The following is an 11537-nucleotide window of genomic DNA, read 5'->3' as shown; positions in this document are numbered from 1 at the left end:
CGGTTTTCCGTTCCCTCAAGCGGCCAATGGCGGGGAACAGCTCCCCGCCTGGCCGTTGGCCGGTTTATTCTTTCGTCACCGCATCTTTCTCTTCGCCGGCTTCTTCCCGTTCGGCCGGTTTGACGTCCACCATGATGGCATCCGGTGCATGGTCATCATCATCATCATCAAAGTTTTCCATGTTGATTTCTTGTTCATCGCTCGTCAAAATCGTGACGTCCATGCCCAAGCTTTGCAGCTCTTTGATCAACACTTTAAACGACTCCGGCACACCCGGCTCCGGAATGTTTTCCCCTTTGACGATCGCCTCGTACGTTTTGACACGGCCGACGACATCGTCGGACTTGACGGTCAAAATTTCTTGCAGCGTGTATGCCGCCCCATACGCCTCAAGCGCCCATACTTCCATCTCACCAAAGCGCTGGCCGCCGAACTGCGCCTTGCCGCCAAGCGGCTGTTGAGTGACAAGCGAGTACGGGCCGGTCGAGCGAGCGTGGAGTTTGTCGTCGACCATGTGGGCAAGCTTGATCATGTACATGATCCCGACCGACACGCGGTTGTCAAACGGTTCGCCCGTCCGCCCGTCATACAGCACCGTTTTGGCATCGCGCGCCATGCCGGCTTCTTCGAGGATGTTCCAAACGTCTTCCTCCGTCGCCCCGTCAAAGACCGGGGAGGCGATGTGCAGGCCGAGTTTTTTCGCCGCCATGCCAAGGTGCAGCTCAAATACTTGCCCGATGTTCATCCGCGACGGAACGCCGAGTGGGTTTAACATGATGTCAATCGGCGTGCCATCCGGCAAGAAGGGCATATCTTCCTCCGGCAAAATGCGGGAAATAACCCCTTTGTTTCCGTGGCGACCTGCCATTTTGTCGCCCTCGGAAATTTTCCGCTTTTGCACAATATAGACGCGCACCAGTTGATTGACACCCGGCGGAAGCTCGTCGCCGTCTTCGCGGTTGAACACTTTCACGTCAAGGACGATGCCGCCGCCGCCGTGCGGGACGCGCAACGACGTATCACGCACCTCGCGCGCTTTTTCGCCGAAGATCGCGTGCAAAAGCCGCTCTTCCGCCGTCAGCTCGGTCATTCCTTTTGGCGTCACTTTGCCGACGAGCAAGTCGCCGTCTTTCACTTCTGCGCCGATGCGGACGATGCCGCGTTCATCCAAGTTTTTCAGCGCATCCTCGCCGACGTTTGGAATGTCGCGCGTAATTTCTTCAGGACCGAGTTTCGTATCGCGCGATTCGGCTTCATACTCTTCAATATGAATGGATGTATACACGTCTTCTTTGACGAGCCGTTCGCTCATGATGATCGCGTCTTCGTAGTTGTAACCGTCCCATGTCATAAAGGCGACAAGCACATTGCGGCCAAGCGCCAATTCGCCCTTATCCATCGACGGGCCATCGGCCAAAATTTCGCCCTTCTCAACGATATCGCCTTTTTTCACGATCGGCCGCTGGTTGTAGCACGTGCCTTGGTTCGAACGAACGAATTTCAGCAACCGATATTTATCTAGATCACCCTTGACTTCTTTGCCGTCCACTTCAATCAGCCGACGCACCCAAATTTCCTTTGCTTCGACGCGCTCGACGATGCCGCGGTGCTTGCAAATGACCGCTGCGCCCGAGTCTTTCGCCGAAACATACTCCATCCCCGTGCCAACGATCGGCGCTTCCGGTTCCAACAGCGGCACGGCTTGCCGCTGCATGTTCGCTCCCATCAGCGCGCGGTTCGAGTCGTCGTTTTCCAAAAATGGGATGCACGCTGTCGCTGCCGAGACGACTTGCTTCGGCGAAACGTCCATGTAGTCGACGCGATCGCGCTTGACGACGATGTTCTCGCCGCGGAAACGGGCGACAACGTTTTCTTCAAGGAACGTGCCGTCCTCCGCAAGCGGTACGTTCGCCTGTGCTACAACGTAATTGTCCTCTTCATCGGCTGTCAAATAATCGATTTGGTCCGTCACCCGCCCTGTTTCCGGATCGACGCGCCGGTATGGCGTTTCAATAAAGCCGAACTTGTTCACTTTCGCGTAAGTGGACAGCGAGTTGATGAGTCCGATGTTCGGACCTTCCGGCGTTTCAATCGGACACATCCGCCCGTAGTGCGAATAGTGAACGTCGCGCACCTCAAACCCAGCGCGCTCACGTGTCAATCCGCCAGGGCCAAGCGCGGACAGACGCCGCTTGTGCGTCAGTTCGGCCAATGGGTTCGTTTGATCCATGAACTGTGACAGCTGCGAGCTGCCGAAAAACTCTTTGATCGCCGCGATCACTGGGCGGATGTTGATCAGCTGCTGCGGCGTAATCGTGTTCGTATCTTGGATCGACATGCGCTCGCGCACGACGCGCTCCATGCGCGACAGGCCGATGCGGAATTGGTTTTGCAATAGTTCGCCGACCGAACGGAGGCGGCGGTTGCCTAAATGGTCGATGTCATCCGTATCGCCGACGCCGTGGAGCAAGTTGAAGAAATAGCTGATCGACGCAATGATGTCAGCCGGTGTAATATGTTTGACATCCTCGGCGATGAAGCCGTTGCCGATGACGTTGATCACTTTTTCGCCATCCGGGTCATTCGGGGCATAAATTTTGATCGTTTGCACCGAAATGTCCCCGTCCACCACCCCTTCGGCCGGGCGGTATGTCTGTAAGCCGACCCCTTTTTCCAAATACGGGAGCAGGCGATTCAGCGTTCGGCGGTCGATCATCGCTCCAGCTTCGGCGATGACTTCCTTGGTTTCGGGATCAATGATCGTTTCCGCGAGCCGCTGATTGAACAGGCGGTTTTTAATATGAAGTTTTTTATTGATTTTATAACGGCCTACGCTCGCCAAGTCATAGCGCTTCGGATCAAAAAAAGCGCGACGCCAGCAAATTTTTCGCATTCTCAAGCGTCGGCGGCTCTCCCGGACGAAGACGCTCGTAAATTTCAATCAACGCTTTTTCCGTGCTGTCGGTATTATCTTTTTCAAGCGTATTGCGCAAGTATTCGTTGTCACCGAGCAGATCGATGATTTCTTGGTCGGAGCTGAACCCAAGCGCACGGAGAAGCACCGTAACCGGCAGTTTACGGGTGCGGTCGATGCGAACGTAAACGACGTCTTTCGCATCGGTTTCATATTCAAGCCATGCGCCGCGGTTCGGAATCACTGTCGCCGAGTAGCCGCGTTTGCCGTTTTTATCAACTTTGTCGCTGTAATAGACGCTTGGCGAGCGGACGAGCTGGGAAACGATGACGCGTTCCGCCCCATTGATAATAAACGTTCCGGTTTCCGTCATGAGCGGAAAATCGCCCATAAACACGTCTTGTTCCTTCACTTCGCCCGTTTCTTTATTGATCAGGCGAACTTTGACGCGAAGCGGCGCCGCATATGTAACGTCGCGTTCTTTCGCCTCTTCGACCGTATATTTCGGTTCTCCTAAACTATAGTCGATAAATTCAAGCGAGAGATTGCCGGAAAAGTCTTCAATCGGGGAAATTTCCCTAAACATTTCCCGCAACCCTTCATCGAGAAACCATTGGTAGGAGGACGTTTGAATTTCGATCAAGTTCGGCAATTCCAGCACTTCGCTGATGCGTGCATAGCTTCTGCGTTGGCGGTGTCGCCCGTATTGAACTAGTCGGCCTGTCAAGAGTGATTCACCCCTCAAATGTAGACATTAGTGAAAACCGGAACCGGAACAGCTCCATCATCCGCTCTGCTCAGCAATCAATGCCTTCAAGGCGGACTGGCCGCTCCGTCATTCCGGGGCAAAGCACTAGGCATGCATGCAGCCGGCCCCCGCCATCCGGGCGGAAACGGCTTCGTTGCGTGCACCGCCGTTTCATTTAGGGGATTTAACACGCTCCCGGCGCGAGGAAACCAGGCGTTGAGTTGAATGGAGAAAAAAAGAAAATGGTTTCTATTCCAATAGAAAACCATATGGTTCGTTGTTTATTGATTTTATCATTGTTTCCATTGCGTCCAAAATTATACGTCATCCCCTCTGCACGGGAAATGTGCATATTTAGCATTTTATAATGCTACCACAATAAAAAAACGGTGTCAACATTTTTTCGCCTTTATGATATAATATCCTTTTTTCTTCGCGACGACTTCTACAGCGGGAAAGCATTCGTTCAGCTTTTGCAAGGCCGATGGGGCGCCTTGCTTTTTTTGAATGACGACCCATAGCTCGCCATGATCAAGCAGATGATCGCGGCTTTGTTCAAAAATCGCGTAAACGACCCGTTTGCCAGCCCGGATCGGCGGATTGGTGACGACCGCTGCAAATCGCTGTTCTCCGACTTCCGAAAAAAGATCGCTTTTGTAAATCACCGCATTGTCAATCCCGTTTGCCTGCTTGTTTTCCTGCGCCAGTTCGAGCGCCCGCTCGTTGACATCAATCATGTGAACGCGCCGGTTTGGAAACGATTTGGCCAAGGCAAGCCCGATCGGCCCATATCCGCAGCCGACATCCAACAAATCCCCAGCCACTCCCGGCTCCTCGAACGTTTCAATTAACAGGCGTGTGCCAAAGTCGACTTCGCGCTTTGAAAACACTCCGCTGTCGGTCGTAAAGCGGAATTCATGCCCCCGCAACACGTACGTCCACGTTTGCGGGTTTCGCTCCGACTTCGGATTGACTGAGTAATAATGCTCGCTCATCATCATCCCCTCCTCCTTGTCGACAGGCTGCACTGCCTTCCGTTATATAGTGTAACAAAAAAGAGGCCGTCCCTTGCTTCGGGCAAGCCTCTTTTTTCAATGGCGCAGCCATTACTTGATTTCGACTTTCGCGCCAGCTTCTTCGAGTTTTGCTTTGATTTCTTCTGCTTCTTCTTTCGCAATGCCTTCTTTGATCGGCTTCGGGGTGTTGTCGACCAAGTCTTTCGCTTCTTTCAGGCCGAGGCCAGTGATTTCGCGAACGACTTTGATGACTTTGATTTTTTGCGCGCCGGCGTCGGCAAGAATGACGTCGAATTCCGTTTTTTCTGCCGCTGCTTCAGCGCCAGCTGCTGCGCCGCCCGCGACAACAACCGGAGCCGCAGCTGTTACGCCGAATTCCTCTTCAATTGCTTTGACTAATTCATTTAATTCCAATACCGTCATGTTTTTCACAGCTTCGATGATTTGTTCTTTCGTCATCACAACTTCCTCCTTTGTTTTCTGAATGATTGTTAAGCACATATCGATGCGCCATTACGCGCCTTGTTCCTCTTGCTTGTCAGCCACCGCTTTAATCGCAAGCGCAAAGTTGCGGATCGGGGCTTGAAGAACGCTAAGCAACATCGAAAGCAACCCTTCGCGGGACGGGAGTTTCGCCAACGCATCGATTTCTTCTTTGCTGGCGATGTTCCCTTCGATGACGCCGCCTTTGATTTCCAATGCTTCATGCGTTTTCGCAAACTCGCTTAAAATTTTTGCCGGCGCCACGACATCTTCATTGCTGAAGGCGATGGCATTTGGACCGGTGAACACTTCATCCAGTCCTTCCAAGCCGACTTCCGCGAGCGCCCGGCGGGTCAAGGTGTTTTTGTACACTTTAAACTCGACGCCTGCCTCGCGCAGCTGTTTGCGCAACTCGGTCATTTCCGCCACGTTCAAGCCGCGGTAATCAACGATGACGGTTGCCTTGCTGGCCCGGAATTTGTCTGCGATTTCCGCGACCACTTGTTTTTTCAGTTCAATCGCGCTCGACACGTCCTGCACCTCCTGTAAGGAAAATGAGAGAATACCACTTATACCGTCTGCTCAATAAAAAACCTCCATGCCGCGTAGACATGGAGGTGTCGTTCAACGCACCGCCGCTCGTCCCCGACGCAGGGCGCGCTGTTCTATCGTCCACATACCTCGGTAGGAAATTAAGCCTCAAACAGGCACCTACTGTCTACGGTACAAATGATATTCATTTGTTCAGCCAAATGGCATTTTAACAGACGGACAAACAAAAGTCAACGGTTATTGTGCAACAGCAACCGTGGACGGGTCAACCTTGATGCCAGGGCCCATTGTGGATGTAATCGTGACGTTTTTCACGTACGTCCCTTTTGCCGCCGCCGGTTTGGCTTTCAAAATTGCTTCATAGACGGCTGCGAAGTTTTCAGCCAATTTCTCGTTGTCAAACGACACTTTGCCGATCGGAACGTGGATGTTGCCCGCTTTGTCGACGCGGTATTCCACTTTACCAGCCTTGATTTCTTGCACCGCTTTTGCTACGTCAAACGTGACTGTTCCGGTTTTCGGGTTTGGCATCAACCCTTTCGGCCCTAAAATGCGGCCGAGTTTCCCGACTTCACCCATCATGTCCGGCGTAGCAACAACGACATCAAAGTCAAACCAACCTTGCTGGATTTTGTTGATATATTCTGTATCGCCGACATAGTCAGCGCCAGCCGCTTCTGCTTCTTTCGCTTTTTCCCCTTTCGCGAACACCAACACGCGCGCCACTTTCCCTGTGCCGTGCGGCAGGACGACGGCGCCGCGAATTTGTTGGTCCGCTTTTTTCGGGTCGACGCCCAAACGGAACGCCACTTCCACCGTGGCATCGAATTTCGCGATGTTCGTTTTTTTCACGAGCTCGATTGCTTCAGCAATCGGGTATGCTTTGGAGCGGTCGACGAGTTTCAATGCTTCTAAGTATTTCTTTCCTCTTTTCGGCATGTGAAAAATCCTCCTCGGTTGTGGTTTTAGCGGAAAAACCTCCCACATTGAACGTTCTTCGCTTCTTTCGAAAACGAAGAAGCGGACGGATGCCCATTCATCAGGCCCGTCTTGCTGTTTTTGTTCATGGAGAGAGAGGTTGCCCAATGACGCAACCTCCCCTACAAACGACGCACCGGCTTTAGTCTTCAATCACAATGCCCATGCTGCGGGCCGTGCCTTCGATCATGCGCATGGCCGCCTCAATGCTCGCCGCATTCAAATCCGGCATTTTCAGCTCAGCGATCTCACGCACTTTGTCGCGTTTAATTGTCGCCACTTTGTTGCGGTTCGGTTCGCCGGAGCCCGATTCAATGCCCGCCGCTTTTTTCAGCAATACAGCGGCTGGCGGCGTTTTCGTGATGAATGTAAATGAACGGTCTTCAAAAACCGTAATTTCAACCGGAATGATCAACCCTGCTTGGTCCGCCGTGCGGGCATTAAACTCTTTGCAAAACGCCATAATATTGACACCGGCTTGACCCAACGCAGGACCTACTGGCGGCGCCGGATTCGCTTTCCCTGCAGGAATTTGCAGTTTGACGACCTTGATTACTTTTTTCGCCACGAGACACACCTCCTTAAGTCCGTGATGTGGTATTAGGGATTGCCCCTCCCACTCATCCGGCTCCGGTCTACTGAGCCGTTTTCCTATCTCCCGTTCAGTTGAGAGGATCAGCGTAAAAACAAAACGGCTCCCTTATACAAGTGTATAAGTTCACCGCCATATGTCTCCGTTTAAGAGACATACTGACTTTAAAATAGTATCACTTTTCCCTATCAATTGCAAGTTCTTTATCCATTAGATTTTTTCTATTTGCGAAAACTCAAGCTCCACCCGTGTTTCACGCCCAAACATATCGACAAGCAGCTTCACTTTATGTTTATCCGGGTCAATCGCTTCAATTTTCCCTGTAAAGTTCGCAAACGGACCTTCTTTGATCCGCACCGTTTCATTTACCTCATAGTCTACGTCAACCTCGGCAAGCGGCATGCCCATCCGCTTCAAGATCATTTTTACTTCTTCCTCCATAAGCGGCGTCGGTTTCGAACCAGCTCCGCTTGAGCCGACAAATCCAGTGACGCCCGGCGTGTTGCGCACGACATACCATGAGTCATCCGTCATGACCATCTCAACGAGCACATAGCCAGGGAACACTTTCTTTTTCGTCGTTTTCCGTTTTCCGTTTTTGACGTCCGTCTCCGTCTCTTCCGGAACGACGACGCGAAAAATTTTATCTTGCATTCCCATCGATTCGACGCGTTTTTCCAAATTGGCTTTCACTTTGTTTTCATATCCCGAATATGTATGGACAACATACCAGTTTTTCTCCATCAACAAGCCTCCCCAAGGCGGTTTTCGTTTTATTTTTTGCGCAAAACAAAAACCCGTTGCCGGGTTCCATACGCGCACGATTATCTTTCATTATAACATATCCTTCGTCCGCTTATTCAAACACGAGGCGAATCAACTCAGAAATGCCGAGGTCCACAACGGCAAAAAAGACGGTGAAAAACGCCACCGTGGCCAACACGACCGCCGTGTAGTTCACTAACTCCTTCCGGTTTGGCCAACTCACTTTTTTCAGCTCGCGTACGACTTCTTTTAAAAAGTTGATTACTCGCTGCATCACTCGTACCTCCATCATCGTTCAAAACTATCTCCACCGTCTATTTCGTTTCACGATGGATTGTATGCTTGTTGCATGTTGAGCAAAACTTGTTGGCCATAAGGCGCTCACCAAGCGACGTATTTGTTTTGCTGCCGTATAGTTTCGGCTTCCGCACTGCGCGCAAGCCAGCGTCACTTTTTGGCGCATCAGCATTCCACCGTTCCTTCGAGATGTCCATAAAAATTTATCATATTGGCTGTTTCGCTGTCAATGACATCTTTTGATGCGGCGGCACGATGCCTACAAACTGATCTCGCGGTATTCCAAATATTTCTCGAGCTTCCGCTTGACGCGTTGCAACGCGTTGTCGATCGACTTGACATGGCGGTTCAGCTCTTCGGAAATTTCCTGGTATGAGCGTCCATCCAAATACAAAGCGAGCACTTTCCGCTCGAGGTCGCTGAGCAGTTCCGCCATCTTTAGTTCAATATCATCGACTTCCTCGCGGTTGACAATCAATTGTTCCGGGTCCGTCACCTGCGTGCCGGACAACACATCCATCAGCGTCCGGTCAGATTCATCGTCATAAATCGGCTTATCCAAGGAAACGTAAGAGTTGAGCGGAATATGCTTTTGGCGGGTCGCCGTTTTAATCGCGGTAATCATTTGCCTTGTGATGCAAAGTTCTGCAAACGCTTTAAATGAGGAAAGCTTGTCCCCCTTAAAATCACGGACGGCCTTATACAGACCGATCATTCCTTCCTGCACGATATCTTCCCGATCAGCTCCGACTAAAAAATAGGAGCGAGCTTTGGCGCGCACAAAGTTTTGATATTTATGGATTAAAAAATCAAGTGCTTCCCCATCCCCTTCGTGAACGAGCGCAACAAGCTGCTCATCGTCCAGCTGATGATAATCTTTCCCTTTCATTGCTTTCAAGCATTCCCCCACGCTGATCCCCCCGACCGCATCAATCGCTAACATGTATTATACAGGACAAATTTTTACAGCGTCAACCGCTCATTTTTCTCCTCTTCGCCATTTTTCAAAAATTTCAGCAATTCTATCATTTAGCGGAACTTTGGAGATCGGAGTGCGCTGCCGCATCGCTTTTACTTTTTGGGAAATGTCCCGCTCAACCGTCTCGACTTCATCCAATAGCTCGCGCGCCGACTTGCGCAGGGCGCCTTGGCCGAACACCGTCCATTGTTCGGTGTAGTCGGAGGTAGCGACATACACTTTTGTGCGCGCATTCATCAATGTTTTCGCCAACCGTTCAATTCGCTCATCGGCCGTCTCATGTTCCTTTGTAAAAATGACATCGACGTCGTAATGTTTATACTTTTTCTCGTTTCCTTGCACGAGGTGGGCATCGAATACGATCACGACATGGTCCCCGGTGAATCCTTTGTAGTCAGCCATTTTTTCAATCAATAAATCCCTTGCCGCTGCCAGATCGCCCTCTTCTTTCAGCCGGCGCAGCTCCGGCCACGCTCCGATGATGTTATAGCCGTCGACAATCAAAATGTTCATTCGCTATTCTCCCAACGGATACCGCTTCCGGTACACCTCGTACATGAGCAGGCTGGCGGCGACAGAGGCATTGAGTGAGGTGACATGGCCGCGCATCGGCAACCGGAACAAGAAATCGCACTTTTCAAGCACTAGGCGGCTGATCCCTTTTCCTTCGCTCCCGATGACGAGCGCCAACGGCATCGTGCCATCGAGCGAGCGGTAGTCGTCTTGAGCCGATGCATCCGTTCCGGCTACCCACACTCCGCGCTCTTTCAGCTCGTCAATCGTCCGCGCCAAGTTTGTCACACGCGCGACCGGAACGTGCTCAATCGCCCCGGTCGACGCCTTCGCCACCGTTTGGGTCAGCCCGACCGAACGCCGCTTCGGGATAATGAGGCCGTGCGCCCCGACCGCATCAGCGGTGCGCATGATGGCCCCTAAATTATGCGGATCCTCAAGCTCGTCCAAGATGAGAAAAAACGGCGCCTCGCCCCGCTCGGCGGCGCGAGCGAACAAGTCATCGATTTCATAGTAGCGGTAAGCCGCCGCCTGAGCGATCACCCCTTGATGAGCTCCTTCAGCCATCTGATCAAGCTTGCGCTTCGGGACATATTGGACGAGCACGCCCCGCCGCTTTGCCCATTCAAGCACAGGTTCGACGGTATGGCGCTGCGCCCCTTCCGCGATCCAAATTTTATTGATGTCGCGCCCGGCTTTGAGCGCTTCAATGACCGGATTTTTGCCGATAATGTAGTCCATCATTCCAACGCCCTTTCTTCCCTTTCAATAATGGCAAACGAACGGCCGATCAGCTCATCAACCCGCTTTTCATTATTAACCAAAAAATGATAACCGATGAGCGCCTCAAAGGCCGTGCTATGCCGGTATGTTTGTACATCCGTATTTTTCGGGATTGTGCCTGATTTGGCATTGCGGCCGCGGCGGACGATGTCCTTTTCCTCCTCGGTCAGGACGCCCTCGTCAAGCAACGCCAAAATCACTTGCGCTTGCGCCCGCGCCGACACATAGCGGACCGCCCGCCGATGCAGCTCATGCGGCCGCACGCTGCCGCCAGCAAGCAAATGGCGTCGCACATACACCTCGTACACGGCGTCGCAATATAGGCAAGCGCCAGTCCATTTAACTGCTTCACATCGTTGACCATTTCAAACTCCGCCATCATCGCGTGCTATCCCCGTTTCCATCTCGTTCCTTGCGGCGTGTCTTCCAAAATAATGTTTTTCGCTCTCAACTCGTCGCGAATGCGGTCGGCCAGCGCAAAATCGCGGTTTTTCCGCGCTTCATTGCGCTTTTGGATCAACGCCTCGATTTCCTCATCAAGCAGCTCATCCTGCTTCAAGGTGAGTCCAAGTACGTCCGCCAGCTGTTCGAACTCGCGCAAAAACGCGTGAATGACCTTCTCGGATGTCGTTTTTTCCTGCAAGTACAAGTTAGCCTGCTTCGCCAGTTCAAACAATACGGCAATGCCGTTCGCCGTGTTGAAATCGTCGTCCATTTCACGGATGAACGAGGCGCGGATGTCGGCAATGCGCGAAACCCATTCCTCGTCATTGTCCGTTAAGTTCGTGCTTGCCTGCAGGCGATGCTGCAAATTGCCATACGCCGTCTTCAGGCGCTCGAGTCCGCGCCGCGCACTCTCAAGCAGTTCCTCGCTGTAGTTGATCGGATGGCGGTAATGCACCGACAGCATGAAAAAA

Annotated in this window: 11 protein-coding genes, 3 pseudogenes and 1 other annotated feature; all 14 genes and pseudogenes read right to left on the bottom strand. The window is 52.1% G+C overall.

What is annotated here, in order from left to right; genetic code table 11:
• Window positions 1–64: 64 nt before the first annotated feature.
• Window positions 65–3641 (bottom strand): annotated as a pseudogene (gene rpoB, locus I656_RS0115140) (DNA-directed RNA polymerase subunit beta).
• Between the two features lie 413 nt (window positions 3642–4054).
• Window positions 4055–4657: a class I SAM-dependent methyltransferase gene (locus I656_RS10545; RefSeq protein WP_013143980.1), complete on the bottom strand. Its 603-nt coding sequence runs from the start codon at window positions 4655–4657 to the stop codon at window positions 4055–4057.
• Between the two features lie 111 nt (window positions 4658–4768).
• Window positions 4769–5137, bottom strand: a complete 369-nt coding sequence (gene rplL / locus I656_RS10550) for a 50S ribosomal protein L7/L12 (RefSeq protein WP_012820484.1) — start codon at window positions 5135–5137, stop codon at window positions 4769–4771.
• 54 nt (window positions 5138–5191) lie between these two features.
• A complete protein-coding gene (rplJ, locus tag I656_RS10555; RefSeq protein WP_011229610.1) occupies window positions 5192–5692 on the bottom strand; it encodes a 50S ribosomal protein L10 in 501 nt (166 codons plus the stop codon).
• 47 nt (window positions 5693–5739) lie between these two features.
• Window positions 5740–5903, bottom strand: a sequence feature (ribosomal protein L10 leader region).
• Window positions 5904–5950: 47 nt separating this feature from the next.
• A complete protein-coding gene (gene rplA / locus I656_RS0115135) occupies window positions 5951–6652 on the bottom strand; it encodes a 50S ribosomal protein L1 (protein ID WP_012820483.1) in 702 nt (233 codons plus the stop codon).
• Between the two features lie 181 nt (window positions 6653–6833).
• Complete coding sequence (gene rplK, locus I656_RS10560; RefSeq protein ID WP_011229608.1) at window positions 6834–7259, bottom strand: 50S ribosomal protein L11; 426 nt, start codon at window positions 7257–7259, stop codon at window positions 6834–6836.
• 234 nt (window positions 7260–7493) lie between these two features.
• The gene (nusG, locus tag I656_RS10565) at window positions 7494–8027 is read right to left on the bottom strand and encodes a transcription termination/antitermination protein NusG (protein WP_012820482.1); all 534 of its coding nucleotides are present in this window, start codon (window positions 8025–8027) and stop codon (window positions 7494–7496) included.
• Window positions 8028–8139: 112 nt separating this feature from the next.
• The gene (gene secE / locus I656_RS10570; RefSeq protein WP_012820481.1) at window positions 8140–8322 is read right to left on the bottom strand and encodes a preprotein translocase subunit SecE; all 183 of its coding nucleotides are present in this window, start codon (window positions 8320–8322) and stop codon (window positions 8140–8142) included.
• A 40-nt stretch (window positions 8323–8362) separates the two neighbouring features.
• Window positions 8363–8511 (bottom strand): annotated as a pseudogene (gene rpmG, locus I656_RS17780) (50S ribosomal protein L33).
• A gap of 93 nt (window positions 8512–8604) precedes the next feature.
• Window positions 8605–9288: an RNA polymerase sporulation sigma factor SigH gene (gene sigH, locus I656_RS10575; RefSeq protein ID WP_013143979.1), complete on the bottom strand. Its 684-nt coding sequence runs from the start codon at window positions 9286–9288 to the stop codon at window positions 8605–8607.
• Window positions 9289–9324: 36 nt separating this feature from the next.
• On the bottom strand, window positions 9325–9837 hold the full coding sequence (locus tag I656_RS10580; protein ID WP_012820478.1) for an NYN domain-containing protein: 513 nt from the start codon (window positions 9835–9837) through the stop codon (window positions 9325–9327).
• Window positions 9838–9840: 3 nt separating this feature from the next.
• Window positions 9841–10578: a 23S rRNA (guanosine(2251)-2'-O)-methyltransferase RlmB gene (gene rlmB, locus I656_RS10585; RefSeq protein ID WP_011229602.1), complete on the bottom strand. Its 738-nt coding sequence runs from the start codon at window positions 10576–10578 to the stop codon at window positions 9841–9843.
• Window positions 10578–11002, bottom strand: a pseudogene (locus tag I656_RS10590) (Mini-ribonuclease 3). The gene rlmB and the pseudogene I656_RS10590 overlap by 1 nt, the downstream one beginning before the upstream one ends.
• Before the next feature lie 6 nt (window positions 11003–11008).
• Window positions 11009–11537, bottom strand: a 529-nt coding sequence (locus I656_RS10595; RefSeq protein ID WP_033005164.1) for a DALR domain-containing protein, incomplete at its 5' end; no start/stop codon positions are given.

It is taken from the genome of Geobacillus sp. WSUCF1 (assembly GCF_000422025.1).
Taxonomy (GTDB): Bacteria; Bacillota; Bacilli; order Bacillales; family Anoxybacillaceae; genus Geobacillus; species Geobacillus zalihae.
Note: the sequence above shows the minus strand (reverse complement) of the source record. Positions and strands in the feature narration are given on the sequence as shown.

Excerpts from the sequence above, each read along its gene's own strand:
- I656_RS10545 (WP_013143980.1), bottom strand. The coding sequence starts at position 4,657 with ATGAGCGAGCATTATTACTCAGTCAATCCGAAGTCGGAGCGAAACCCG.
- rplL (WP_012820484.1), bottom strand. The coding sequence starts at position 5,137 with ATGACGAAAGAACAAATCATCGAAGCTGTGAAAAACATGACGGTATTG.
- rplA (WP_012820483.1), bottom strand. The coding sequence starts at position 6,652 with ATGCCGAAAAGAGGAAAGAAATACTTAGAAGCATTGAAACTCGTCGAC.
- nusG (WP_012820482.1), bottom strand. The coding sequence starts at position 8,027 with ATGGAGAAAAACTGGTATGTTGTCCATACATATTCGGGATATGAAAAC.
- secE (WP_012820481.1), bottom strand. The coding sequence starts at position 8,322 with ATGCAGCGAGTAATCAACTTTTTAAAAGAAGTCGTACGCGAGCTGAAA.
- sigH (WP_013143979.1), bottom strand. The coding sequence starts at position 9,288 with ATGTTAGCGATTGATGCGGTCGGGGGGATCAGCGTGGGGGAATGCTTG.
- I656_RS10580 (WP_012820478.1), bottom strand. The coding sequence starts at position 9,837 with ATGAACATTTTGATTGTCGACGGCTATAACATCATCGGAGCGTGGCCG.
- rlmB (WP_011229602.1), bottom strand. The coding sequence starts at position 10,578 with ATGGACTACATTATCGGCAAAAATCCGGTCATTGAAGCGCTCAAAGCC.